We start from the raw sequence: 24,338 nt of genomic DNA, 5'->3' as shown, positions 1-24,338 counted from the left end.
TCAGGGGACAATAAGAATAGGAAAAGGTTTCGATCCCGTCATGATACAGCGATCTGTCATTTGGCATATGGCTGACAGAAGTCAGGATTTTGCGTGACTGACACCATGCATGAAGATACGCCTCTCCCGCGTCGTATCCTGCTTGTGACCGGGCTGTCCGGCGCAGGGAAATCCTCGATTCTCCGCATTCTGGAGGATCTGGGGCATGAGGTGATCGACAATCCCCCACTGGGCATGCTGGATGAAATCGTGGCCCGCGCCGAACGGCCCGTGGCGGTGGGGGTGGATTCCCGCACCCGTGGCTTCGATGCTTCCGCCGTGCTTGCCGCCCTTGCCCGGCTGCGCGTCAATCCGGCGCTGAATGCCGAACTGATCTACGCCACGGCGGAGGAAAGCGTGCTCCTGCGCCGCTATACCGCCACCCGCAGGCGTCACCCGCAGGCAGCCCATGGCACCGTAAAGGAAGGGATCGAAGCTGAAATCCGGCTGACTTCCCCGCTGCGCGAAGCGGCCGATGTCGTCATTGATACCTCCGACCTGCCACCGCCGGAACTGCGCCAGCTTGTCGAAGCCCGGTTTGGCGAATGGTCGGCGGGCGGTGTGGACGGGCTGACCGTGGCGCTGATGTCCTTTGCCTTTCCCGCCGGCCTGCCGCGGGAAGCGGACATGGTGTTCGATGCCCGTTTCCTGACCAATCCCTATTACGACCCAGCCCTGTCTGCCATGACCGGACTGGATGCGGCGGTTGCGGATTATGTGGCGCGCGATCCCGATTATCAGGAATTCCTGGACCGGATGGCGGGGCTTCTGGACCTTGTCCTGCCGCGCTTCGTGCGCGAAGGAAAGAAATACGCGACCATCGCGATCGGCTGTTCGGGGGGGCGGCACCGTTCCGTCACCCTTGTCGAAGCGCTTGCGCGCAGGCTTGCGCAACGGGCGGAAAATGCCCATTCCCCTGACGCGTGGCCGGTCGTGGTCATGCATCGTGAACTGGCCCGTCAGGGCCGCAGCAGCTGGCGCTGGGCCAACCGCCCGCGTGGACTGTCAGAGACAACGGAGCGGACAGCCCACACATGATCGGTCTTGTGTTTGTCATGCACGGTATTCTTGGTGAGACCCTGAAGGGGGAACTCGAACATGTCGTGGGTCCGCAGGGGCAGGCGACGGTGTTCAACGTGACCCCTGCGACGTTACCCGGAACCTGTCGCTGTGGGTTGCTGGAAGCCATCGACTCCGTCGATAGCGGGCAGGGGGTCATCCTTTTGACCGACATGTTTGGCAGCACGCCATCCAATGTTGCGATATCCGTCCTGCAGAACGACCGGGTGGAAGTGCTGACGGGTGTGAACATGCCCATGCTGGTCAAGCTTGCGCAGATGCGCGGCCATGCCAGCATGCAGGACTGCCTGAACGGGGCGGAAGAAGCGGGCAGGCGGTACATATCGGTCGCATCGCACCTGCCGCCGGCCTGCCTGTCCGGTACGGGGAACTGTCTGGGCCAGATCGATGGCGTGGCCGGTCATGGTGGCTGATCGCATGGCGCAGGATACGTCGCACGAAGCACAGGCCCGTATCGTGAACCAGCGCGGGCTGCATGCGCGCGCCGCCGCGCGGTTTGTGACGGTTGCGGAAAAATTCGACGCTACGGTCGATGTCATCCATGTGGACATGACGGTTTCGGGCCATTCCATCATGGGGCTCATGATGCTGGGGGCAGGCAGGGGCGAGACGATCTGCATCCGTACCCAGGGGCCGCAGGGTCCGCAGGCGCTGTCGGCCCTGCTCAGGCTGGTCCGGGCCGGCTTTGATGAAGACGACTGAACGCCGCCCCGCGCGTCGGGGGCGGCCAGGTGAAATCCGGCTTGAAGGTCAGCCTGTCTCTCCCGGCGTTGCGATCGGTTATGCCGCGATCGCGCATGAACCGGCCCCGCCGCCGGTCGATATGGCACGGCGCGACTGCGATCCGGCCCATGAACGCACGCGCCTGCATGATGCGATCAGCCGCTCCGTCGCCCAGCTTGGTCGGCTGCATGACCGCCTTGCCCTTCTGCCCGAGGACGGGCAGGTGGAAATCGGTTCCCTGCTGGAAGTCTACCGGCGCATGCTTGGCCCTTCGCGCCTGCGTCGCGGGATCGAGGGACGACTGGATCAGGGCATGGTGGCCGAAGCCGCCGTCATGCAGGAAACCGAAGCGCTTGCAGGCTTCATGCTCGCCCCGCCCGGCAGGGCCGCCCCGGAAGGGGAAGACGCGGTGGCAGCAAGGCGCCGCGCAGGGGAGTTTCGGGAAATCGGGCGCAGGCTGATCCGAAACCTAAGCGGCACGCCCTACCGCTCTTTTTCCGCCCTGCCCGACGGGGCCATTCTGGTTGCCGAACAGCTTCGCCCCGCCGATGCCGCCCTGATCGATCCGTCGCGTATCGCCGCCGTGGTGACGGAAGAAGGGGGCAGCACCGGGCATACCGCCATCCTGCTGCGCGCGCTGGGTATCCCGGCGGTTCTGGCTGCCCATGGCCTGCTGGCACAGCTTGGGCGGCGGACGCGGCTTGTGGTGGATGGCACGACGGGGCAGGTCATCGTGCGTCCGTCCACCCGCACCGCAGCTGCCGCGCGGGTCGATGTCGCCGCCTATGCGCGCGAACGCCAGATGCTGGGCCGCCTGCGCAGGCTTCCGGCCCGGCTTTCCAGCGGGGAGGTCGTGACCCTGCAGGCCAATCTGGAAATCCCGGCCGAACTGCCCATGATCGCGCAGTCCGGCGCCGGGGGGATCGGACTGCTGCGCAGCGAATTCCTGTTCATGAATGCGGAAACCCTGCCCGATGAACTGCATCAGGAAGCGGTCTACCTGCCCCTGATAGAAGCGATGGCCGGGGACCCGGTGACGATTCGCGTGGTGGACTGGGGCAGCGAAAAAAACAGCGATGCCCTGTCGCGTGCCGGGATTGGCGAAAGCGGCGATACCAATCCCGCCCTTGGCGTCCGTGGCATCCGGCTGCTGCTGCAGCATCGCGGCCTGCTGGAAACGCAGTTTGCCGCCATCCTGCGCGCGGCCCGCGCGGGACCGGTGCGGGTGATGCTGCCGCTGGTCTCATCCGTGGGGGAATTGCGTGCCGCGCGTGACATCTATGCCCGTATCGGACGCAGGCTGCGGCGCAAGGGGGTGGAGATACCCGACCCGCTGCCGCCCCTGGGCATCATGATCGAAACGCCAGCCGCCGCCCTTATGGCGGATGTACTGGCGCAGGAAGCGGAATTCCTGGCCATCGGTACCAACGACCTGACCATGTACACCCTTGCGGCGGACCGGGCGGCGACGGATGTCGCGGCGCTGTATGATCCGTTCCATCCCGCCGTGCTGCAACTGGTGCGCATGACGGCGGATGCGGCCCTGCGACATCGCAGGCCGGTTTCCCTGTGTGGGGAAATGGCATCCGATCCGATAGCGGTGCCCCTGCTGGTCGGGTTGGGAATACGGTCCTTTTCCATGCATGCCTCCGCCGTGCCGCGCGTCAAACGTGCGATCCGGGCGCTGGCCATGGATGACTGCCGCCGCATGGCCTGTCGCGCGCTGGAAGCGGCCGACGGGCGCGAGGTCAGCACCATGCTGATGGATTACGCCGCTGCTGCGCGACAGCCTGCGGATGAATAAGGCACCGCCGGTTGCATGCCCCCTGCCATGGCGTGACGTGGATGGGGTACTGGCCGCATGGGGGCACCAGCCATGGCTGGCCTGTCTGGACAGCGGTGGTGAGGTGGGGCCGCGCGCGCGCTGGGTGATCGTGTGCCGTGAACCGGTGCATGTGATTGTCCAGCATGCCGGAAGGTGCTGGCTGGATGGTGCGGCCACATCCCATGATCTGGCTACACAACTGCGTCTGTGCGTCCCGGCGGGGGACTGCCCGGTGGAGGTCCCGTTTGCCGGTGGGGCCATCGGTTTTATCGGTTATGGCGTGGGCCAGCGGATGGAGGGCGTTTCCACGCGGCATGAGGGCGAAGCGGGGGAGCCGGAAGCCGCCTTTGGCATTTACGATCATGCCTTCGTTCTGGATCGTGAACGGAAGGAAGCATGGCTGGCGGCAACAGACCCCACGACCATGCCCGCCGGACGGGTGGCGGACCTCCGCCAGCAATGGGATGCGATCGCACCGGCGGGGGATATGCCCGCGCTGCCACATCTGGATTTTGTGGCCGATCAGGATGGTGCAGCCTACAGGGCCAGCGTGGCGCGTACGGTTGAACGGATCGCGGCGGGGGAAGTCTTTCAGGTCAACATCACAGGGCGCATGCGCGCGGACCGCCCCGCCGGGCTTGCGGCAATTGATGTCTACCGGACCCTGCGTGCCGGGTCTCCCGCGCCTTTCGGGGCGTTTCTGGGCGGCGATGGTACCTGCGCGCTGCTCAGCGCCTCGCCCGAGCGGTTTTTATCCCTCGATGCGGAAAGGACGATACGCACACGCCCCATCAAGGGCACGGCGCCGCGTGGCCTGACCCCGGCGGAAGATGAACGTCTGGCCCGCCACCTGCGCCACGATGCGAAGGAACGGGCCGAAAACCTGATGATCGTTGATCTCATGCGCAACGATATCGGGCGTGTGGCCGCACTGGGCAGTGTGGGTGTGCCCGAACTGTTCGGGGTGGAGCGTTTTACCCATGTGCATCATCTTGTATCGGAAGTGACGGGGCAGTTGCGCGGGGAATGCGACGCGTTTGACCTTCTGGACGCGACCCTGCCGCCGGGGTCTGTTACCGGCGCGCCAAAACATCAGGCCATGCAGATAATCGATGAACTGGAAGCCTCGGCCCGGGGGGCCTATTGCGGGGCCGTGGTGTGGATCGGGTGTGATGGCGCAATGGATAGTTCCGTCATCATCCGTTCGCTGGTCATGACACGGAACCACATTATTGCCGCGGCAGGGGGCGGGATTACGTATGATTCCGATCCGATGCGGGAATACCGCGAAATGCAGCTTAAAATCGCGGCCCTGCTGGGTATTTTCAGCACCCGGCCCGATGAAGGCGATCCTGCGTCATGACCGTGCCCACGGCCCTGCCGGTATGGCTGAACGGTTGCCTTCTGCCAGCGGGTCAGGCGCATATCGATCCGGCGGACCGTGGTTTTCTGCTGGGCGATGGCCTGTTCGAGACCATGCGCGTCGCCAATGGGCAGGTAAGTCATTTTTCCCGGCATATGGACAGGCTGGCGGATGGTGCGCGTGCCCTCATGCTGGCGCCGCCCGACCGGGAGCGCATTGCGGCAGGCGTGCATGAAATGCTGGCGGCCTGCGATCTGACGGCGGGTTCGCTCCGGCTGACCTGCACGCGGGGGACCGGGCCGCGTGGATTGCTGCCACCTGTGGACGGCACCCCCACCGTGCTGATCACGGCTTCGGCGGGTGTCGTTCCCCCTACCCCCGTAAAGCTGGTTACGGTGGAATACCGACGTGACGAGGACAGCGTCCTGTCGCGTATCAAAAGCCTGAATTACCTGCCTTCCATCCTTGCCCGCATGGCGGCGGCACGGGCGGGGGCCGATGACGCCCTGATGCTCAACCGCGCGGGATATGTGGCGGAAACCAGCGCCAGCACGCTGCTGGCCTGCATTGACGGCCAGCTTGTCACCCCGCCCGTAACCGATGGGGCACTGCCCGGCACCGCCCGTGGCGTCCTGCTGGATGCGGGGCTACTGCATGTCCGCCGCCTGTCGCCCTTGGCGCTGCATCGGGCAACGGCCATCCTTACCGTCAACAGCCTGGGCGCGCGCGGCGTCCACATGCTTGATGGGCGTGACGTGCCCGTCATGCCCGACCTGCTGACGGCCGTGCAGGCATGCGTCTATCCCTGATTTCTGCCCCATAGAGGGCAGTCATGGCATTTCGCTTATTGCCCCTGACGGCGCGGTTGGACTAATCCACCCGCATTGGCTCATTTCCAGCTTGCGTGAAAGGTCACCCGCTGATGACCCCCCCCAAGACCGTGCCGGTTCGGCGTGCCCTGATTTCCGTTTCCGACAAGACCGGCCTGCTTGACCTGGCCCGCGCCCTTGTCGCCCATGGGGCCGAGATCCTCTCCACGGGCGGCTCCGCCCGCACCCTGCGTGAGGCCGGTATCGCGGTGCGCGACGTGTCGGAGCATACCGGTTTTCCGGAAATCCTCGATGGTCGCGTCAAGACGCTGGTGCCGCAGGTGCATGGCGGCATCCTTGGCCGTCGTGACCTGCCCGCCCATGTCCGCCAGATGGAAGAGCACCAGATCGCGCCGATCGACCTTGTCGCGGTCAATCTTTACCCGTTCGAGGCCACGGTTGCTTCCGGCGCGGGGGCGGAGGACTGCATCGAGAATATCGATATCGGCGGTCCGGCCCTGATCCGCGCCGCAGCCAAGAACCACGCCCATGTCGCGATCGTGACCGATCCGGCGCAGTATGCCGATGTCATCACCGCGCTGGAAAATGGCGGCACCACGCTGGACCAGCGCACGAAGCTGGCCGGGGCGGCCTATGCCCGCACGGCGGCCTATGACGCCGCCATCGCCGCATGGTTCGCCGGACAGGAAGGCGAGATCCTGCCGCCGCGCATGATTGTTGCGGGCGAGAAGCGCGAAAGCCTGCGCTATGGTGAAAACCCCCACCAGAAGGCTGCTTTCTACACCGATGGCAGCAACCGCCCCGGTGTCGCCACGGCCCGCCAGATTCAGGGCAAGTCCCTGTCGTACAACAATATCAACGATACCGACGCGGCGTTCGAGGCCGTGGCCGAGTTCGATGAGCCTGCGGTCGTGATCGTCAAGCACGCCAACCCCTGCGGCGTTGCGACAGCGGCGACACAGGCGCAGGCATGGGACAATGCCCTGCGTTGTGATCCGGTTTCGGCCTTCGGTGGCATCGTGGCGCTGAACCGCACGCTGGAAGCTGAAGCGGCGGCGCGCATCGCCACCCTGTTTACGGAAGTGATCGTCGCCCCCGACGCAACGGAGGAAGCCCGTCAGATCCTTGCCCGCAAGAAAAACCTGCGCCTGCTGCTGACGGGTGCCCTGCCCGATCCCGCGCAGGGTGGGGTGGTTGTCCGCTCGGTAGCCGGTGGGTTCCTGGCCCAGACGCGCGATAGCGGCCGCATCATGCCGGATGCGCTGAAGGTGGTGACGAAGCGTGCGCCGACTCCGGCTGAAATGGCTGACCTGATCTTCGCCTTCCGTGTGGCCAAGCACGTCAAGTCCAACGCGATCGTCTATGCGAAGGACCAGAGCACGGTTGGCATCGGGGCCGGTCAGATGAGCCGCGTTGATTCCGCGCGCATCGCCGCGACCAAGAGCGCGGATGCCGCAAACGCAGCCGGTATCGACCATCCGCTGACCCAGGGCAGCGTCGTGGCGTCGGATGCGTTCTTCCCGTTCGCTGACGGGCTGGAAGCCGCCATCGCCGCCGGTGCAACCGCCGTGATCCAGCCCGGCGGCTCGATCCGGGATGATGAGGTGATCGCCGCAGCCGACAGGGCGGGCATTGCCATGGTGTTCACAGGTATGCGCCATTTCCGGCACTGATCCGAACACACGGCCCTTGCCTGCATGGCAGGGATGGAATGAGATGACACGGTCCGGCCAGATGCCGGTCAGGCTAGATGAGAGACGGGTATCTGCATGGACATTTATCGACATTCCCCCTGCCGCCTTCTTGCGGGCGTGTTTGTGGCAGCCAGCCTTGTGGGCGGCAGCGCCCATGCAGCCGACAGAAAAGGGGCCGTGCAGCATCCCGCGCCATCCACGCCAGCCGTTGCGCAGCCCGCACTGGTATTCGATATCGCGCCCCTGCCGGTCACGACGGGTCAGGTCACGCAATATATCCTGACGGCGTCGGGGCAGGTGTCCGGCCTGCTGCTGGCTGATGGCACGCAGGTTTTCTGTACGCACGAACTGGGCGACAGCCTGCCCGGCATCGTCCGCCCCGGCGAGCAGGTGACGGTAGCCGGGCTGAAGGGCGTAGGCAGGCCCATCGTGCGCGCCTATGCCGTAACCGGGCCACGCGGGCAGCGTATTGCCGATGTCCGTTCCGCCACGGCTGTCGCACCATCTGATTCCCCCAGCATCGGGCCGGATGTTCCGGTCGATGGCACGATCCTTGCCCCGCTATATGACATGCAGGGCAAGGTGCAGGGCGTCATCATGCGGGATCACAGCGTGATTTACGTGGGTGAAACCAATGCCGCCCGCCTTGCCGCATGGCTGCGGCCGGGCGCCACGCTGCATGCCATTGGTATCGGTGTCGCCGGTGAGCGCGGGACGGCCATCAACGCGCGTGAAATCGGCCCGGATATCAGTCAGGCCATCCATATCGAACCCGCTGACGCACCGCCGCCCGGCGCGTTTCCGGGCAGTTCGGGTTATGATGTCATTCCCGGTGGTTCGACCGCCGAATAAGGGGGCGGACAACGCATGCGCGATAAAAAAGATGCGGGGATGGGGCGTTTGTTTGCCGCCCCTTGCTTGACAGGTTATTGCTGCATCGTTAGCTAGCGCCTGCACCCTATGGGAGGTGCGAGAAGTGGATAAGGATAACAGGCCTTCAGGCGAGTCCTTTGACCGGCGATTGGAAGCTGCCCGTGAGCGCGTCAAACCGCGCGCGGCAGCCGAACAGGCCACCGGTGGAACGATGTCCGATCTGGGGCTGGTGCTCCGGGCCGGGACGGAACTCGTATCGGCGCTTGTGGTCGGGGTTGCGATGGGCTGGGGGCTTGACCACTGGCTGCACTCAAAGCCCTGGTTCCTTATCGTGTTCTCGCTTTTCGGGGGTGTGGCGGGTGTGCTTAATGTCTGGCGTCTTGTCAGGCCCGATGCCATAAACACGAAGGCAGACGGGCCGGATAACGGCTCAGGACGGATATAGGGAAGAACGAAGTTGGCGGCCGGATCATCCATCGACGCGCTCGGTCAGTTCGAGCTCCATCCAGTTCTGGGAGTACTTGGCGAATCCCTGCGGTTCAGCCAGTCCCCCATGATGATGATTGTCGCCTCCATTGTGGTTCTGGCGTTCCTGTATCTGGGCATGCGTCCGGCGGCCGTGGTGCCGGGACGGCTCCAGGCCGCGGCCGAGATGTGCTACGATTTCATCTACAACATGGCGGTCGATACGATCGGCGCTGAAGGACGGGCGTTTTTCCCGTTCGTGTTCACGCTGTTCTTCTTCATCCTGGCCGGTAACTACCTCGGCCTGCTGCCTTTCTCCTTCGCCTTCACCAGCCATATCGCCGTGACGCTGGCGCTGGCGCTGATGGTGTTCTGCCTCTCGATCATCGTATCGCTCAAGGTGCAGGGGGCGAAGTTCTTCGCCCACTTCATGCCCGCCGGCGCGCCCAAGGCGCTTGCCCCGCTGCTGATCCCGATCGAGATCCTTTCGTTTCTTTCACGTCCCGTGAGCCTGTCGATCCGTCTGTTTGCAAACATGGTCGCCGGTCACGTGATGTTCGACATGTTTGCCGCCTTCACGATCATGCTGGCCGGTCTGGGCTTCTTCGGTGATGTGATCGCCGTTGGTCCCGTGGTCATCAATATCGCGCTGATGGCACTCGAATTGCTGGTGGGTGCCCTGCAGGCCTACGTGTTTGCCATCCTTACCTGCATCTATCTGAGGGAGGCGGTGGCCCACTAACGGGTCGCACGCCGTCTTCCATCGCTTCAATCCAGAACGTCTGAAACAAGGAAAACAAGACATGGATATCGCAGCAGCCCGTGAAATTGGTGCCGGTATCGCCGTTATCGCCCTCGCCGGCGTTGGCATTGGCCTTGGTAACATCTTCTCCACGCTGGTCAGCAGCATCGCGCGCAACCCGTCCGCACGTCCGCACGTGTTCGGTCTCGGCATGCTGGGCTTCGCCCTGACGGAAGCCGTTGCCCTGTATGCGCTGCTGATCGCGTTCCTGATCCTGTTCGTCTGATACGCTGGAGGCGAACATGGCGCGCGCCGTGGTGTATGAAAACATCCGAAGGGCGGGGACCTTGCTGGCCTCGTCCGCGCTGGCTCTGCCGCTGATGGCCATGGTCGCCCCTGGCGCGCGCGCCGAGGGCATGCCCCAGCTTGATTTCGGCAATCCCTATGTCATCGGTCAGGTGGTGTGGGGCGCTGGCATTTTTCTGGTACTCTATCTTCTGCTGAGTCGTTCGGCCCTGCCGAAGGTGGAAAAGGTCCTGTCGCTGCGTCGCCAGACGATCGAGACGGATCTTGGTATCGCGCACAAGGCCAAGACCCGCGCGGACGAAGCAGTGGCCGAACTGCATACGGCACGGCGTAATGCCCTGGCGGAAGCACAGGCCAATGTGGACAAGGTTGTCGAGGAGGCACGTCTTGCCGCCGCCCGGCAGACCGAGGAAATGAATGCACGGCTGGCTGCGGAAATCCATGATGCCGAAACCCGCATTGCGCAGGCACGCGGAACGGCACTGGCATCCGTGCGTGAGATTTCCACAACGACGGCGGAAACGCTGATCCATCAGTTATCCGGCATTGCCGCCCCGGCCGATTTCGTGACGGCAAAGGTCGGTTCTGCTGCGGCAGCACGTGGTCTCTGACCCGCGCTGCCCAAGACAGACAGGTCATAATCATGTTTCATGATCCCCGTTTCTGGTCGGCTGTTGCCTTTGTCCTGTTCTTTGTCCTGTTCGGGCGCTCACTGTGGAAGCCCTTGGTGAGCGCACTGGACGGACGGGCGGAACGCATCCGCGCCGAGCTTGATGAAGCCGCGCGCCTGCGCCGCGAGGCCGAGCAGATGCTTGAGGACGCCACCCGTGACCGGGAAGCGGCCATCGCCGAGGCCAAGGAACTGGTCGAACATTCCCTGCGGGAAGCCGCCATCATTGCGGAACAGGCCAATAAGAATGCCGCCGCCGTAGCCGCCCGCTGCGAACAGATGGCAAAGGATCGTATTGCATCGGCTGAACGCTCCGCCCTGCGGGAAGTGCGTGAAATGGCCATTGAAATTGCCATTCAGGCCACGGGTGAGACGCTGGCCGCCAGCCTGAACGCCGATACCGATGGCAAGATCGTTGACAAGTCGATCAGCGACATGCCGGCAGTCCTTTCCCAGCGCGCTGCCTGACAGCCCTTGCTGACAGCCGCAATGTCGGAAATACGCGATGGGGCGGATGACGCCCCTGTTGTTTCCATCATCGCCGCCGTGCTGGACGAGGGGGAGAACATCCGCCCCCTCTGTCAGGAAATAGCGGCATCCCTGCGCCAGTTACCTGCAGCCGAGGTCATCTTTGTCGATGACGGCAGCACGGATGATACGGTTGCGGCCCTGAAGGCCGTAAGGGATGACGGTATCCTGCCAGACCTGCGTATCATCAGTCATGACCGGCCCTGTGGTAAATCCGCGGGTCTGCGCACCGGCATGGAAGCCGCGCGGGGCGAGTGGGTCATCACCCTTGATGGGGATGGTCAGGACAACCCCGCCGATTTCGCACCCATGCTCGACCTGTGCCGTTCGGCCAGGGGACGTGCCCCGCTTGTGGTGGGGGTGCGCACCAAGCGGCGCGATACCCTGTCGCGCAGACTGGCGTCGCGTTTCGCCAATGGCCTGCGCAGTCGCCTGCTGAATGATGGCTGCCCCGATACCGGTGCTTCGCTCAAGGCGTTCCGGCGGGCCGATTTCCTCTGCCTGCCCCAGTTCGAGGGACTGCACCGTTTCCTGCCTTCCCTTATGGGGCGGCGGGGCGTACCGCTGGTGTGCATGTCGGTTCATCATCGCAACCGGCTGCACGGATCTTCCAAATATACCAATTTCAACCGGGCCATCGTAGGCGTCCGGGACATATTGGGTGTCATGTGGCTGAACAGCCGCGCCAGGATACCGAAACGCGTTACCGAACGCTGAAGGGGCCATGCCATGACGCGTCTGACGTTGCGCCACTATATTCTGGTGGCGCTGTCCGTGTTTGTCCTGTTCCTGCCCGGGCGGGCCACGCTGCCGCCGCTGGATCGTGACGAACCGCGTTACATGGAAGCCACGGCGCAGATGCTGCATGGTGGCGACTATGTCGATGTCCGCTTTCTCGATCAGCCCCGCTACCTGCAGCCTGCTGGCATTTACTGGCTGGAAGCGGCTGCTGTCCGCCTGACCGGCATGCAGGACACGCATGCTGTCTGGCCCTACCGCATTCCCTCACTTCTGTCTGTCACCGCTGCCGCCGTCCTGACCGCGTGGATTGGGGCAGCACTGTTTGGCCCTGCCTGCGGATTGCTGGCTGCGGCCCTGCTGGCCGTGTCCGTGCTGATGACGGCGGAAGGGCGGATGGCCACCATTGATACCACGCTGCTGCTATGCGTGCTGCTGGCGCAATGCGGACTGCTGCGGGCCTATCTGGACCGCGAACGTGATCTTGCAACGCCTCTGGCCGCAGCGCTGCTTTACTGGACGGCGCTGGGGTGTGGCCTCATGCTCAAGGGGCCGGTCATCCTTATTCCCGGTTTTGGCACGCCGCTGGCCCTTGCGCTGGTGGAACGGCGCATCGACTGGTGGCGGCGTCTGCGCCCTTCATGGGGATGGCTGCTGATGCTGGCCATTGTCGTGCCATGGTGCGTGGCGATTGGTGTCAAAAGCCATGGGGATTTCTTTTCCCGTTCAGTCGGTCGCAATTTCCTTGGCAAGGTGGCGAGCGGGCAGGAAACGCACGGTCTGCCGCCGGGCTATCATCTTGCGGTTTTCGCCCTTGCTTTCTGGCCGGGGTCGCTGTTCGCGGCCATGAGCCTGCCTTTTGTGTGGGCGCGCCGGTTTGAACCGCATGTGCGCTACCTGCTGTGCTGGATCGTGCCGCACTGGCTGGTGTTCGAAGCCATCGCCACCAAGCTGCCGCATTACGTGCTGCCGACCTATCCCGCCATCGCCATCCTGACGGCGGCTGCCGTCGTGTCCTATTCCTCCCGCTGGGAATGGCCGCATGCGATATGGGCGCGGGGCGTGCTTGCGGCCTATGCGGTGCTCTGGTTCACGCTGGGTTCGGTTCTGGCATTTGCGGGTCCGGTGCTGCTGTGGCGGATGGAAGGCACCTTTTCCCCCGCAGCCATGTTGATCCCGGCCGGTGCGTTACCCCTGCTGGTGCTGTCGGGTTATCTGATCGTGCATCGGGATATGCTGCGCGCCGTCATGGCTGCGGTGGCGGCTGCGGTCATTATCCATGTGGGGCTTTTTTCTACTGTTATTCCACGTCTGCAGACCATCTGGCTTAGCCCCCGCCTTGCCGCCATGGTTGATGATCATCGTCCCTGCGCGCAGACGGTCGTGGCTTCCGTATCGGATTCCGAACCCAGCCTTGTTTTTCTGCTGGGTCAGAATACACGGCTGATGGGCGCCACGGCAGCAGCGGACTTCCTGCAACAGAACCAGAAATGCGCTCTGGTGCTGGTTGGTGCACAGGATCTGGTGGCCTTCAGCACCCGCGCCATGCAGGATGGACTGGACCTGCATGAACTGGGACAGCAGCGCGGGTTGAATTATTCCACCGGCAAATATCTCGATATCGGGCTGTATGGCGTGATCCGCCAGCCGGACTGATCGGCCCTAACGTTCCCATGCCTGCGCCCACAGGGCTTTTTCTTCTTCGTTCAGGGGGAGGGAAAGTCTTTTGCCGTCCCGGGCGGATCGTGCGGCGGTTTCCAGCACAGCCATGACGGCAATGGCCTGTATAGGGGGAACCGGGTTTGCGCGATGGCCCATGACGGCATCACGAAGTAGCGCATAATAGATACGCTGGTCGCCCGGTGGAGAGGGCACGGCGCGGGGTGTATCCGTGCCATCGAATACCAGCATGTCGTCAGGGTCCGCGCCCCAGCCATCGGCACCGGGAACCATGTCCGTGCGAAGCTGGGTTTCCTGCTGGTCCGCTGCGCGCTTGAGCAGCGAGCCACCTGTGCCATGTACCGCAAAGCGTGCGCCGGGCCATGCTGCGAGCATGCTGCAATGCAGGCTGACGCGCATCTGCCCGTAAAGAAGTATCACCTGCGCCCAGTCATCAATGCTGGCGTCATCGCGCTGGCAGGCAAGCGTGGCCTGTATGGAATCCGGCAGGCCGAACAGTTGCAGGGCCTGGTCGGCCAGATGGGGGCCAAGGTCGAACCACAGGCCACTGCCGGGCATATCGGCTTCGCGCCAGCGGTCGCGCACCTGCGGACGGAAACGGTCCATATGGGATTCAAACGTGGTCACCCGCCCAATCATTCCGGCATTCAGGCCGTTGCGGATTGCCAGAAAATCGCTGTCCCACCGCCTGTTCTGGAAAACGGACAGGATTCTGCCACAGCCCTGTGCCTCATCGGCCAGTGCGCGGGCCTGCGCCAGATCAAGGGTGAAGGGCTTGTCCACCACCACATGCAGCCCCGCATGCAGGGCGGCGCGTGCCAGTGGTGCATGGGTTTCGTTGGGGGAGGCGATCACCACCATATCGAGATCGGGCAGGGCAAACAGCGCATCGGGCGTATCCACCACCTGAACCTGCGGCCAGTCCTGTGCCACGAGGGCGCGCTGCCCCGAACTGATGGCGACCAGCGCCAGACCGGGTGTTGCGTCAATAAGTGGCGCATGGAATGTGCGCCCGGCGAATCCATAACCGACAATCCCGACCCGTAGTGGCCAGCGTGATGGTGTGGGCATCTGTTGCCTTTCTTCCGGTGCATTACGGCAGGACCCGTTTTTGCAGCAAACTGCTTCCGGCGGCCAGATGCCCGGACCGGTGACGAACGCGGTCGTTTGATGGCGTTATGGAAGCAGGGAAAGCGGGCCTCGTCTTTACCCTTTTCCGGCGAACAGTCCCTGTTGCAGCCAGTTTTTATGGCGCGGGGCTGCGCGACCTGTCCAGACCATTCCCGTTTTGAAATAACTGATTGATAAATAAAAAATAAAAGTTTTTGGGTACCGCCTTTTTGAAAAAGGCTTCACCAAAAACTTCTACGTAATCTGTACGAACACGACCTATGCAAGACCGCCCCGCCACCAGCCGTCGCAGTGGGGGATAAGGTTAACCCGCATCCGGATGCAGACGGTATGCCCGCCTGCCCCGGTCAGGATGTTCTCGCCCGGATGGCGTTAAACGCTCAGAACAGCAGGATCATACCGCCGGAAGCACTGTTGTCGCTTTCCTTGTACGGTCCGTGTGCTGCCGAACTGGTATGGGCATATTCCGCCACCAGATTCAGCCAGTCCGTCATTTTATAGTAGGCGGCGCCCACTTCGGATTCATTGCGGCGGACCAGATCCGGATCATCCTCGCCCGGTGCCTGATACAGGTTACTGACACCATAGCTGCCCACCAGTTTGAAGCGCTTGGTGAAGTTGTACATCATCTGGACATAATAGCCTTCCGATGCACGCTTGCGGCCGTTGCTGGCCACGCCATCAAAGAACAGGCCGGTCGTGCCCAGCCCGCTGCCACGGTAGTAGTAGCCGACGAACTGCGCGGGTCCGTAGGTCAGCTTCGTGCCGATTTCACCCGCTTCCGCCGTAACGCCACGCTTCTGGCCCGGATTGACCGCCATATCCGCCGTGGTGGTTGTGGCCATGTTGTAGATCCCGCCACTGGCTTCAAGCAGGGCCGTGTTGACGGTTGTTGTCCGGCTTACGGTCAGGTCCTGCTGGTGCTGGGTCAGGAAGCTGGCCCAGATGCGGGCACTCAGGCCGCCGATCTTGAAGTCATAGGTCACCTTGCCCTGGATCATGGGCGAGCTGTGCTGGGTGGAACTGGCCGAATAGGCATTGCCATTGGCGTCATCGCCCGAGAAATCGAATTCATCCAGCGGCTGCAGGATGCCGATCGTGCCCTGGAACCCCTTGATGGTGGGCGACTGATAGGAAATCTGCGGAATCCAGTCCGCATACACATAACCCACGCCGATACGGCCCAGCGACGTATTGCCCGGCGCCGAGTTGCTGCCGGTTGAACCGACACTCAGCAGCGTGGCGTCATCAAGGATGGCGTCGCCGCCAAAGATGCCAAGGTCACGACCAATCTTGAACGTGCCCCATTTCTTGTTGCCCGCCGTCACGTAAACCTGACGAAAATCGATGCCGGCGGTTCCCAGCCCGACCGGGCTACCACCCGTATTGGCGTTGAATGCGCCGTTCTTGGCATTGTTGATGCCGGGATACATGCCCATCACGGCGGCAAGGTCGATGCCGTTCTGGGTGGTCTTGAGCTTCAGGATCAGGCCCGCGGGCAGCAGGCCGTTACGCAGCGCGGAGGAATCGAACCCGCTCGATCCGGTGGAAACACCGCCCGCAACCGGATGGCCGCCAGCCGGGCTGTTATAGGTGTAAAAGCCGTTGATGAAGCCGGACAGGTTGATGTCGATCGGGCCTGCCTTGAAGGTCAGGCCGCCACCGGGCACGTATTTGTCCACATGCACCAGCGATGAACTGTCCATGGTATGCTGGGCTGCAAGCCATGTGGATTCTGCCGATGCCGCGCTGGCCTGCGCACTGGCCGCCGCCTGCTGGGCCTGCGCCAGTACATCGTTGGGGTCCATCCCGCCACCGATGTCGATCTGGCCGGGCGGCTGGATTTTCTGGCCCATGGCAGTGCGCATCTGGGTGTGGGTGGATGCGGGAATGGTGGTACGACGCTGGGCAGGCATGTACTGCTGCGCACGTGCGGCGGAGGCCGCTTCGCGCGCATGCTGCATATGATGGGCCAGCAGGCCGCGGTATTCGCCCTGTGTCAGGCTGCCCTTCGCCTTCAGGATATCGAGGAGTTCACTGTAATCATCAGCACGCGCGTCTTCAGGGCAGGCAAGGGATGCCCCGCTACTTGCCATAACAACTACTGCGCCAATACGCGCCAATTTTCCAGCCGACATAGTATTAAACTCCCTGTCCGCATTCCTGTTGTATAAAACCCGGCGGGTCAATGGGGGCTGGTGGCTGTCCCAGGGCGCGTATCCCGATGGAACCGGGGCATGAGCGTGCAGGGATTCTTCCTTGCACGCGCAGGGGAAAAACAGCGGGTTTCCGATGGGCGGAAGGAATTTGTTAGCAAATATTCCTTTTTTTTTATGCAAGGTTCAAAAAACAGTCATCCTGAAAAAGCTGTGTGTTTCCCGACCGGTTCCGTACGATATTGCAGTACGCACCTGCCCGGAACGGAGAGGAATGGTCCGGATACGAAACATTGTATCGGATGCATCAAACAATCGTGTGCGCATGAATTTCCAGATTCTGTTCAATAAATCAGATGGGGGCAGGGGTTCATCCAACCGGAAATACAGCACACAGCATCACAAAGCTGTGTTTATATTTTATTGACTTAATTCTTGACTGTAACCTGCGGGCCTGCCTCACCACCCGGCAGGGCGCGGGCCTGACGCCACGCGGTTTCCAGCGCTTCGACCATCGTGCCCTGCGGGGCGGTCCAGTCCAGTGTATCATCGCCGGGCAGCGTCAGGCGCGCGCGCCAGCAGGTGCCGCCGTTACCGTCGGGTTGCCGGTCGATGTTTACGGACCAGTCGTCGGGAATGCGGGACAGGACGCGCGTCAGCCGTTTTTCAGGCGTAAGCGGCGTGGCGTAATTATGCGACATGACGGTGGCTCCTTTCGTGTCTGTATCGATCCTGCCCCTTGACGGGGGCAGGGATAAGCCCAAAAAACGCAGGTCCTGACCGCATCCAAGGATATATCCGCAGTGTCTGCCTTTCCCGGCCTTATTCCCGATGATTCCGTCGATGGCGTTGCCCATCTGATCCAGACAGCCCTGACACCCGTCTTCATGCTGTCCGGCATCGGTACATTGCTGAACATGTTCAACACCCGGCTTGCCCGCGTCAGTGATCATATCGAGACGGTGCGCGACAAGCTGGAAAATGCGGATGACACCACGGACACCAAGGGCAAGGACAGCACCAGCGTGCTGCTGCGCCGCCTGACCCACCTGCATTACCGCACGCTGCTGCTGGATGCCGCGATCCTGTTCGCCGGTGTGGGCGGCGCATCCGCCTGCGGGTCAGCTTTCGCGCTGTTTCTGGGCAGCGTGCGGGATTCCGCCATCGCCTGGTGGCTGGTGCTCATGTTCGGCAATGCGCTGGTCTGCACCGTTATCGCGCTGGCCATGTTCCTAGGGGACAGCATCGTCGCATGGCACGGCCTGCGGGTAACGACGTTCCTGCCGCACAGGCGCGACATGCTCAATAACATGGCCCTTGAACAGGACTGATCGCCGCGCGGGGCTGGTTTCAGGGGGCGGGATCAAGGCTGAACGGGTCAACCGCATACTGTTCCAGCGCGATGTCGCGGGTCATCATGCCGTGGGCATGCAGGAAGGCGGCAAAGGCCCGGTAGCGCGGTATGTTCAGCAGCGCGGGCTGTTTGCATAGCCGCGACAGCGTCGCCTGCCACGCCGCATGGTTCAGCGGGGTGTCGAGTTCCGGGTGATCGTGGATCGCCTGCGCCAGAATGGTGTCGGGGTGATTGATAAGCGTATTCGTCCCTTCCGCCAGTGCATCCATGAAGGCGCGTATCCATGCCTCACGCACATGATCCCGTCCCACCAGCAGGACCAGTTCATCGGACATGGGCACGCCGTGCTCCTCGGGGAAGAAGGCTGAAACCCTGACGCCTTTCTGTTGCAGGTCGATCAGTTCATAGGTCCGCACGGCCCCGATCACCGCATCCACCGCATGGCTTATGATTGCCTGTTCAAGCTGGAAATTGACATTGACCTGATGCACGTCGGCAAGACCAAGCCCCGCCGAATGCAGCATCGCGTCCAGCGCCGCATCATCCACCCCCGGCATGGAAATGCCGACCGTCCTGCCCTTCAGGTCCGCAATGGTATGGATGGTGTCACTGGCGATCAGGACGTTGAGCGGCGTGTCAATCAGCGTGCCTACGCGCATCAGCGGAATGGACTGATCGGCCAGCATGCCCAGTTGTGTCTGGTAGGAAACGGCCATATCCGCCTGTCCCGCCGCGACCAGACGGGCGGGCGATCCGGGATCGGCAGGCGCGATCAGCCTGACATCAAGTCCATGGCGGGTGAAGGCGCCGCTATACTGCGCGGCCAGCAGGCTGGCATGATCGGCATTGAGGAACCAGTCCAGCACCACGGTCACCTGCCGGTCGGCGGCGCGCACGGGTGTCGTCACGACCATGCAGGCCAGCAGCCCCAGCAGGGCGAAAAGATGATGGACAAGGGTGCGCATGTGCCTTCCTTCCAGCGTATCAGCGACGGATGGCAGGCAGGGCGCAGGCCCGGTGGGCCATGGCAGGACGCCTCCCTTCGCTGGCATGACCCAGATCAGGTTCAACGGGTGTGATCTCAGCCCGGCACTTCTGTTGCAGGGCACCCCGGTCGGGCAGAGAGTGTGTGAAGGCGGCGTCGCCCGTCAAGTCACGGCTTGCGGACCGTGCGCGATGGCAGGTTCAGCCTGCCGTGCCGCGCATTTCCCGCCGTGCGCACAGGGGCAGCAGCACAAGGAAGTAGCTGAAATAATACAGTGTCGCGATCCGGCCCACGATCATCCAGCCCCCTTCGGCATGGTGGCGTCCAACCAGCCCCATCAGCACGAAAGCCGCCACCAGCCCCGCCATGCCAGCCCGGCACAGCGGACGCGAGCGGGCCGAACGGATGGAGGATCGGTCAAGCCATGGCACCGCGAACAGGATCGCGATTGATCCCCCCGCCGCAAGCAGGCCGCCGAATTTTGACGGAACAGACTGCAGCATCCCGTAAAAAGGCAGGAAATACCATTCCGGTTCGATATCGGCGGGCGTGTGCAGGGGGTTGGCGGGACGGTAGTTTTCCGGTTCGGACAGCAGGTCGGGCCACAGGAAGGCGAGGGCTACGAACACCAGTGCGAATACCACCAGCCCGGTCAGGTCCTTGGTGGTGTAGTACGGATGGAAAGGGACGGTGTCGCGCGCGTTCACGGGTTTGCCGGTCGGGTTGTTCGGCCCCGGCACATGCAGGGCCGCGACATGCAGCCCGACAATGGCGACGATGGCGAAGGCCATGACAAAATGCAGCACGAAAAAGCGGTGGATGAAAATATCCCCCAACTGGTCGCTGCCTTCCATGATGTGTTCAAGCGTGGGGCCGATAACCGGCACGGCCCCCACCGCCTTGCCCGCAACATCCGCCCCCCAGTAGGACATCTGCCCCCATGGCAGGACATAGCCCGCAAAGGCGGTGACCATGACCATGACCAGCAGCCCCAGCCCCGACAGCCACAAAATCTCGCGCGGCTGTTTGTAGGAGCCATAGTACAGCCCCCGGAACAGGTGGATATAAAGTGCGGCCATGAACAGGCTCGCCCCGGTGACATGCATGGCGCGCAGCGCCCAGCCGCCGGGCAACTGGCGTTCGATCATCTCGATGGACATGAAAGCGCCTGCCGCGGTGGGCGTGTAGTTCATGGCAAGGAAAATGCCGGTCGCCAGCATGAGCACCAGCACGGCGCACAGGATCGCCCCGAAATTCCACAGCGCGTTCAGGTTACGCGGCATGGGGAAGTCCACATATTCCTTGCGGAAAGCACTGATGACAGGAAGCCTGCGGTCAATCCACGAAAGGACGCCGCCACCCGATGCGGGTTCCGCGTGGGGGGGAATGTTTTCGGGGAGGCCGGACCCGTTCATTCTTGTTTCCTGAATTCAGACAAAGAAAGATCAGCCACGGGTGTAGCAGCCCCGCAGGCGGCAGGCACCTTTCTTTTTGGAACGCCCCGCCCCCGCATGGGAAGGGCTGGCTTGCACACAGGCGGGCACCGTGGCGCATGACGGAAACCGCGCGCGACCGGATCGTGCGATCCACCGGGCAGGCAGGCTCCGCATGGACTGTCGTTGACGCGCAGATGCGCGCACAGGACCGCTCAGGGCGATTTTCTGAATGACAGTCTGTTTTTTAAGGAAAGTGGCGCACCCGAAAGGACTCGAACCTCTAACCCCCAGATTCGTAGTCTGGTGCTCTATCCAGTTGAGCTACGGGTGCGCTGTGAGGCGGTTTCTAGCCGACACGGCTGACCCCTGCAACCCCCTTTTTTTGCTTATGGAAAATTTTTTCATCCCCGCCTGCGCGTCAGCAGCCGTCTGGCCCTGTCTACGGTCCATGTGCGGATGTGTTCCATGTAAAGATAGACCACCGGCGTGGTGTACAGCGTCAGCAACTGACTCATCATAAGCCCGCCCACCACCGTAATGCCCAGCGGGCGGCGCATTTCTATGCCGTAGCCGCTGTTGGTGATGAGTGGCACGGCCCCAAGGGCGGCGGCCAGCGTGGTCATGAGGATGGGCCGGAAACGCTGGATGCAGGCGTCATGGATCGCATCGCGCGGGGAAAGCCCCCGGTCGCGTTCGGCATGCAGGGCGAAATCCACGATCAGGATGGCGTTCTTTTTCACGATCCCGACCAGCAGGATCATCCCGATCATGGTGATGAGCGAAAATTCCTGCCCGCTGGTCCACAGCGCCAGCACCGCCCCCACCCCGGCGGAGGGCAGGGTGGACATGATGGTCAGCGGGTGGATGTAGCTTTCATACAGGATGCCCAGCGTCACGTAGATCGTGAACAGGGCCGCGATGAAGATCAGCACCTCGTTGATGATGGCTGACTGGAACTGGGCCGCCTGCCCGGTGAACCCGCCATGGATGGAAGGGGGCACATGCAGCCTGATCATGGTGTCCGCTATGGTGGCGGATGCATCGCTCAGCGCCATGCCGGGGGCAAGGTTGAAGGAAATGGCGGCGGAAACGAACCCGTCCTGATGGGAAACGGTGATGGCGGTGGGACGCGGCACCAGACGCGCCACGTCGGAAAGCGGGATCATGGTCTCTGTGGAGGAGGATACGGCCGAGCCGTTCGACGCGGCACTGCCCCCCGCCAGCCGGTTGGCGATCTGGTTGCGAAAGGACTGCTGGCTGAGCTGTGTGCTGCGGCTGGCCTGTGTCCCGGCCTGCGTCGTGACGCGCACGGTATTGGATACCGTGCCGCCGCCGGGACTGCCCCCGGCGGTCGAGATGCGGAAGCTGTTCAGGATATCGGGCGATGTCCGGTACTGGTCGGCAACTTCCATCACCACATGATAGGTGGTGAGGGATGTCGAGATATTGGATGCGGCGCGCTGGCCAAAGGCATCGTACAGCGTGTTGCTGACCAGTTGTGGCGTGACAAGGTAGCGCGCCGCAAGATCGCGGATGATGTCGGCATGGATCGCCGCGCCGTTATTCATGACATTCGTGGTCACATCGCGCAGGGCCGGGGCGGTGCGCAGGGCGGCGGCCAGTCTTGGCACCCATGTATAGATGTCATCGGCGCTGTCGCTGGTCAGCAGGTAGCGGTACGCGCCTTCCTTCTGCCGTCCGCCGCCGCCGCTTATGTCGCCTGCCGAAAACAGTGAAATGTCGAGCCCCGGAATATCCTCCAGCCGTTTATGGATGCGGGCGATCATGTCGTCCGGGCTGTCATCGCGCCGGGAACGGTCGATCATCTGCGCGAAAGCCTGGCCTTCGATATTGGTGTCCCCGGAAAAGGCGATGACCTCCTGCGTGTCCCTGTCCACCATCATCGCGTCACTTATGGCGCGGATTTTCTGCGTCATGGCGGGAAAGGACGTGGTCTGGTCGGCCCGGAAGAAGTTCATGACCAGGGCCACGTCCTCCTTCGGCAGGATGCCCTTGGGCATGAACACGATCACCGCAATCATCACCCCAAGGCTGAGCGGCAGGGTAATGGCGGTCAGGACATGATGGCGCAGCGCCAGTGACAGGGAGCGTTCATAATGGCGCAGCAGCCACTGGTACCCGCATTCCAGCCTGTCGCCCGCGCGGTGCGGCCAGCGCCGCCACCATGGTGCGGTGGCATCGGGGGGCGCCTTCTCGCCCACTTCCAGAAACAGGCTGCACATCATGGGCGTCAGGCTCAGCGCCAGCACCAGCGAGACCGTGACGGTGATCGCCAGTGTCATGGAAAACTCGAAAAACACCTTGCCCGGCGTGCCCGCCAGCAACAGCAGCGGCAGGAATACCGCCACCAGCGATATGGTGATCGACAGCACCGTAAACCCGATTTCACGCGATCCCCGTAGCGCGGCAGCCTTGCGGTCCATCCCGGCTTCCATGTGGCGGGCGATGTTTTCCAGCACCACGATGGCGTCATCCACCACGAAGCCGGTCGCGATCGTCAGCGCCATGAGCGAGAGGATATCGAGCGAGAAATGGAACAGCGCCATGAACGCCAGCGTACCCGCCAGCGAAATGGGGACGGTAATGGCCGGGATCAGGGTCGAGCGCACCGTGCGCAGGAAAACCAGCACCACCCCCACCACCAGCACGACCGATGCCAGCAGCGTCCATTGCGTATCCGCCAGCGATGCACGGATGGTAACGGAACGGTCCATGGCGGGGACAAGTGTGACCCCACGCGGCAGGGCCGCGCGCAGGGTGGGAACGCGGGCCTTGATCTCATCAATGACATGGATGACGTTGGCCCCCGCCCGGGGGCGGATGATGGCCATGACGGCGCGGTGACCGTTCAGGAAGCCGATCTGGCGTTCGTTTTCCACACCGTTACGCACGCTGGCCACGTCCTGCAGCCTTACGGGACGGCTGTCACGGTAGCCGATGACCAGGTTGCGGTACTGCGCCGCCACACGGGCCTGATCGTTGGTGGCCAGCGTATAGCGGGTGGTGTCGTTTTCTATGATGCCCTTGGGCGTATTGGCGTTGGCTGAAGCAAGGGCTGAACGGATGTCCTCGAACCCCAGCCCGTATTTGAACAGGGGCCACGGATTGATATCCACCCGCACGGCAGGGGCCGAACTGCCCGCGATTTCCACCCAGCCCACCCCCTGTACCTGCGACAGCAGGGGCTGCAACCGGGTCTTGGCGATGTCGTACAGTTCCGATACCGGCTGCGTGTCCGATGTCAGGGCAAGGATCAGGATGGGGTTGTCGGACGGGTTGGCCTTCCAGTACTGCGGCTGGGACTGAAGGGTGGCGGGCATGTCCGCGCGCGCGGCGCGCAGCGCGGCTTCAACATCGTTGGCCGCCGCGTCGATATTGGTGGTTTCGTTGAACGTCAGCAGGATGAAGGCGGTATCCTGGCTTGAATCGGATTCAATCTCGCTGACACCCGCGATCTGTCCCAGCCTGCGTTCCAGCGGGGTGGTGACGGAACTTGCCATCTGCTGGGGTGACGCACCGGGCTGCGTGGCCATGATGTAGATGACCGGCACGGCAATATCGGGCAGGTCGCCCACCGGCAGCACCCGATACGCAAACAGTCCGGACAGCAGGATGGCTGCGGCCAGCAGCGTGGTCGCAACCGGGCGCAGGATAAAAACGCGGCACAGGTTCATCGACTGTGACCGACCCTGACCTTCA

22 protein-coding genes, 1 tRNA gene and 1 riboswitch are annotated in these 24,338 nt (G+C 63.0%); of the genes, 16 read left to right on the top strand and 7 right to left on the bottom strand.

The window, feature by feature from the left end; translation table 11 throughout:
- Positions 1-105 precede the first annotated feature (105 nt).
- The 15 genes from rapZ (at position 106) to KSAC_RS09420 (ending at position 13,532) form a co-directional block, all read left to right on the top strand.
- Entirely contained in the window at positions 106-1,077 is a 972-nt protein-coding gene (gene rapZ, locus KSAC_RS09490; RefSeq protein ID WP_102324945.1) for an RNase adapter RapZ, read from the top strand.
- Positions 1,074-1,532, top strand: coding sequence for a PTS sugar transporter subunit IIA (locus KSAC_RS09485; protein ID WP_132305205.1), 459 nt, complete (start codon positions 1,074-1,076; stop codon positions 1,530-1,532). The genes rapZ and KSAC_RS09485 overlap by 4 nt, the downstream gene beginning before the upstream one ends.
- Positions 1,522-1,821: an HPr family phosphocarrier protein gene (locus tag KSAC_RS09480; RefSeq protein WP_162900412.1), complete on the top strand. Its 300-nt coding sequence runs from the start codon at positions 1,522-1,524 to the stop codon at positions 1,819-1,821. The genes KSAC_RS09485 and KSAC_RS09480 overlap by 11 nt, the downstream gene beginning before the upstream one ends.
- Positions 1,808-3,646, top strand: a complete 1,839-nt coding sequence (ptsP, locus tag KSAC_RS09475) for a phosphoenolpyruvate--protein phosphotransferase (protein ID WP_132305203.1) — start codon at positions 1,808-1,810, stop codon at positions 3,644-3,646. The genes KSAC_RS09480 and ptsP overlap by 14 nt, the downstream gene beginning before the upstream one ends.
- On the top strand, positions 3,639-5,030 hold the full coding sequence (locus KSAC_RS09470; protein ID WP_132305201.1) for an anthranilate synthase component I family protein: 1,392 nt from the start codon (positions 3,639-3,641) through the stop codon (positions 5,028-5,030). Before ptsP ends, KSAC_RS09470 begins: the two co-directional genes overlap by 8 nt.
- Entirely contained in the window at positions 5,027-5,839 is an 813-nt protein-coding gene (locus KSAC_RS09465) for an aminotransferase class IV (protein ID WP_132305199.1), read from the top strand. The genes KSAC_RS09470 and KSAC_RS09465 overlap by 4 nt, the downstream gene beginning before the upstream one ends.
- 113 nt (positions 5,840-5,952) lie before the next feature.
- Entirely contained in the window at positions 5,953-7,533 is a 1,581-nt protein-coding gene (gene purH / locus KSAC_RS09460) for a bifunctional phosphoribosylaminoimidazolecarboxamide formyltransferase/IMP cyclohydrolase (RefSeq protein ID WP_110546836.1), read from the top strand.
- Between the two features lie 96 nt (positions 7,534-7,629).
- The gene (locus KSAC_RS09455; RefSeq protein WP_102324939.1) at positions 7,630-8,406 is read left to right on the top strand and encodes a hypothetical protein; all 777 of its coding nucleotides are present in this window, start codon (positions 7,630-7,632) and stop codon (positions 8,404-8,406) included.
- Positions 8,407-8,530: 124 nt separating this feature from the next.
- A complete protein-coding gene (locus KSAC_RS09450) occupies positions 8,531-8,872 on the top strand; it encodes an AtpZ/AtpI family protein (protein WP_102324938.1) in 342 nt (113 codons plus the stop codon).
- 12 nt (positions 8,873-8,884) lie between these two features.
- Positions 8,885-9,634: a F0F1 ATP synthase subunit A gene (locus KSAC_RS09445; protein ID WP_102324937.1), complete on the top strand. Its 750-nt coding sequence runs from the start codon at positions 8,885-8,887 to the stop codon at positions 9,632-9,634.
- 61 nt (positions 9,635-9,695) lie between these two features.
- The gene (locus KSAC_RS09440; RefSeq protein ID WP_003616715.1) at positions 9,696-9,920 is read left to right on the top strand and encodes an ATP synthase subunit C family protein; all 225 of its coding nucleotides are present in this window, start codon (positions 9,696-9,698) and stop codon (positions 9,918-9,920) included.
- A 16-nt stretch (positions 9,921-9,936) separates the two neighbouring features.
- Positions 9,937-10,551 carry a F0F1 ATP synthase subunit B family protein gene (locus KSAC_RS09435; RefSeq protein ID WP_102324936.1) on the top strand — a complete coding sequence of 205 codons (615 nt, stop codon included), beginning with the start codon at positions 9,937-9,939 and terminating at the stop codon, positions 10,549-10,551.
- Between the two features lie 32 nt (positions 10,552-10,583).
- Positions 10,584-11,078 carry a F0F1 ATP synthase subunit B family protein gene (locus KSAC_RS09430; protein ID WP_102324935.1) on the top strand — a complete coding sequence of 165 codons (495 nt, stop codon included), beginning with the start codon at positions 10,584-10,586 and terminating at the stop codon, positions 11,076-11,078.
- Between the two features lie 21 nt (positions 11,079-11,099).
- Positions 11,100-11,855, top strand: coding sequence for a glycosyltransferase family 2 protein (locus KSAC_RS09425; protein WP_132306212.1), 756 nt, complete (start codon positions 11,100-11,102; stop codon positions 11,853-11,855).
- A gap of 12 nt (positions 11,856-11,867) precedes the next feature.
- Positions 11,868-13,532, top strand: a complete 1,665-nt coding sequence (locus tag KSAC_RS09420; RefSeq protein WP_118962672.1) for an ArnT family glycosyltransferase — start codon at positions 11,868-11,870, stop codon at positions 13,530-13,532.
- Between the two features lie 6 nt (positions 13,533-13,538).
- Here the strand turns inward: KSAC_RS09420 and KSAC_RS09415 are convergent, their stop codons facing one another.
- From KSAC_RS09415 to KSAC_RS09405, 3 genes are all read right to left on the bottom strand, one after another.
- On the bottom strand, positions 13,539-14,627 hold the full coding sequence (locus tag KSAC_RS09415) for an oxidoreductase (RefSeq protein WP_132305197.1): 1,089 nt from the start codon (positions 14,625-14,627) through the stop codon (positions 13,539-13,541).
- A 440-nt stretch (positions 14,628-15,067) separates the two neighbouring features.
- Positions 15,068-16,783 (bottom strand): porin family protein, encoded by a 1,716-nt coding sequence (locus tag KSAC_RS09410; RefSeq protein WP_102324930.1) that lies wholly within the window; start codon positions 16,781-16,783, stop codon positions 15,068-15,070.
- A 488-nt stretch (positions 16,784-17,271) separates the two neighbouring features.
- Complete coding sequence (locus KSAC_RS09405; protein ID WP_132305195.1) at positions 17,272-17,544, bottom strand: hypothetical protein; 273 nt, start codon at positions 17,542-17,544, stop codon at positions 17,272-17,274.
- 102 nt (positions 17,545-17,646) lie between these two features.
- Here KSAC_RS09405 and KSAC_RS09400 point away from each other — a divergent pair, with 102 nt between their 5' ends.
- Positions 17,647-18,174, top strand: a complete 528-nt coding sequence (locus KSAC_RS09400) for a DUF2721 domain-containing protein (RefSeq protein ID WP_165927309.1) — start codon at positions 17,647-17,649, stop codon at positions 18,172-18,174.
- Positions 18,175-18,193: 19 nt separating this feature from the next.
- Here the strand turns inward: KSAC_RS09400 and KSAC_RS09395 are convergent, their stop codons facing one another.
- The 4 genes from KSAC_RS09395 to KSAC_RS09380 form a co-directional block, all read right to left on the bottom strand.
- Positions 18,194-19,111 (bottom strand): ABC transporter substrate-binding protein, encoded by a 918-nt coding sequence (locus KSAC_RS09395; RefSeq protein WP_408884760.1) that lies wholly within the window; start codon positions 19,109-19,111, stop codon positions 18,194-18,196.
- A gap of 106 nt (positions 19,112-19,217) precedes the next feature.
- Positions 19,218-19,320: riboswitch (TPP riboswitch) on the bottom strand.
- A 62-nt stretch (positions 19,321-19,382) separates the two neighbouring features.
- Positions 19,383-20,597, bottom strand: coding sequence for a cytochrome b (locus tag KSAC_RS09390; protein ID WP_110546844.1), 1,215 nt, complete (start codon positions 20,595-20,597; stop codon positions 19,383-19,385).
- Between the two features lie 275 nt (positions 20,598-20,872).
- Positions 20,873-20,949, bottom strand: a tRNA-Arg gene (locus KSAC_RS09385).
- A 70-nt stretch (positions 20,950-21,019) separates the two neighbouring features.
- Positions 21,020-24,313, bottom strand: coding sequence for an efflux RND transporter permease subunit (locus KSAC_RS09380; protein WP_132305191.1), 3,294 nt, complete (start codon positions 24,311-24,313; stop codon positions 21,020-21,022).
- Between the last annotated feature and the right edge of the window lie 25 nt (positions 24,314-24,338).

This window comes from Komagataeibacter saccharivorans (assembly GCF_004348195.1).
Taxonomy (GTDB): Bacteria; Pseudomonadota; Alphaproteobacteria; order Acetobacterales; family Acetobacteraceae; genus Komagataeibacter; species Komagataeibacter saccharivorans.
This window is presented reverse-complemented; position numbering and strand designations above follow the sequence as displayed.

Excerpts from the sequence above, each read along its gene's own strand:
- rapZ (WP_102324945.1), top strand. The coding sequence starts at position 106 with ATGCATGAAGATACGCCTCTCCCGCGTCGTATCCTGCTTGTGACCGGG.
- KSAC_RS09485 (WP_132305205.1), top strand. The coding sequence starts at position 1,074 with ATGATCGGTCTTGTGTTTGTCATGCACGGTATTCTTGGTGAGACCCTG.
- KSAC_RS09480 (WP_162900412.1), top strand. The coding sequence starts at position 1,522 with ATGGTGGCTGATCGCATGGCGCAGGATACGTCGCACGAAGCACAGGCC.
- ptsP (WP_132305203.1), top strand. The coding sequence starts at position 1,808 with ATGAAGACGACTGAACGCCGCCCCGCGCGTCGGGGGCGGCCAGGTGAA.
- KSAC_RS09470 (WP_132305201.1), top strand. The coding sequence starts at position 3,639 with ATGAATAAGGCACCGCCGGTTGCATGCCCCCTGCCATGGCGTGACGTG.
- KSAC_RS09465 (WP_132305199.1), top strand. The coding sequence starts at position 5,027 with ATGACCGTGCCCACGGCCCTGCCGGTATGGCTGAACGGTTGCCTTCTG.
- purH (WP_110546836.1), top strand. The coding sequence starts at position 5,953 with ATGACCCCCCCCAAGACCGTGCCGGTTCGGCGTGCCCTGATTTCCGTT.
- KSAC_RS09455 (WP_102324939.1), top strand. The coding sequence starts at position 7,630 with ATGGACATTTATCGACATTCCCCCTGCCGCCTTCTTGCGGGCGTGTTT.
- KSAC_RS09440 (WP_003616715.1), top strand. The coding sequence starts at position 9,696 with ATGGATATCGCAGCAGCCCGTGAAATTGGTGCCGGTATCGCCGTTATC.
- KSAC_RS09435 (WP_102324936.1), top strand. The coding sequence starts at position 9,937 with ATGGCGCGCGCCGTGGTGTATGAAAACATCCGAAGGGCGGGGACCTTG.
- KSAC_RS09430 (WP_102324935.1), top strand. The coding sequence starts at position 10,584 with ATGTTTCATGATCCCCGTTTCTGGTCGGCTGTTGCCTTTGTCCTGTTC.
- KSAC_RS09425 (WP_132306212.1), top strand. The coding sequence starts at position 11,100 with ATGTCGGAAATACGCGATGGGGCGGATGACGCCCCTGTTGTTTCCATC.
- KSAC_RS09420 (WP_118962672.1), top strand. The coding sequence starts at position 11,868 with ATGACGCGTCTGACGTTGCGCCACTATATTCTGGTGGCGCTGTCCGTG.
- KSAC_RS09415 (WP_132305197.1), bottom strand. The coding sequence starts at position 14,627 with ATGCCCACACCATCACGCTGGCCACTACGGGTCGGGATTGTCGGTTAT.
- KSAC_RS09410 (WP_102324930.1), bottom strand. The coding sequence starts at position 16,783 with ATGGCAAGTAGCGGGGCATCCCTTGCCTGCCCTGAAGACGCGCGTGCT.
- KSAC_RS09405 (WP_132305195.1), bottom strand. The coding sequence starts at position 17,544 with ATGTCGCATAATTACGCCACGCCGCTTACGCCTGAAAAACGGCTGACG.
- KSAC_RS09395 (WP_408884760.1), bottom strand. The coding sequence starts at position 19,111 with ATGGTCGTGACGACACCCGTGCGCGCCGCCGACCGGCAGGTGACCGTG.
- KSAC_RS09390 (WP_110546844.1), bottom strand. The coding sequence starts at position 20,597 with ATGAACGGGTCCGGCCTCCCCGAAAACATTCCCCCCCACGCGGAACCC.
- KSAC_RS09380 (WP_132305191.1), bottom strand. The coding sequence starts at position 24,313 with ATGAACCTGTGCCGCGTTTTTATCCTGCGCCCGGTTGCGACCACGCTG.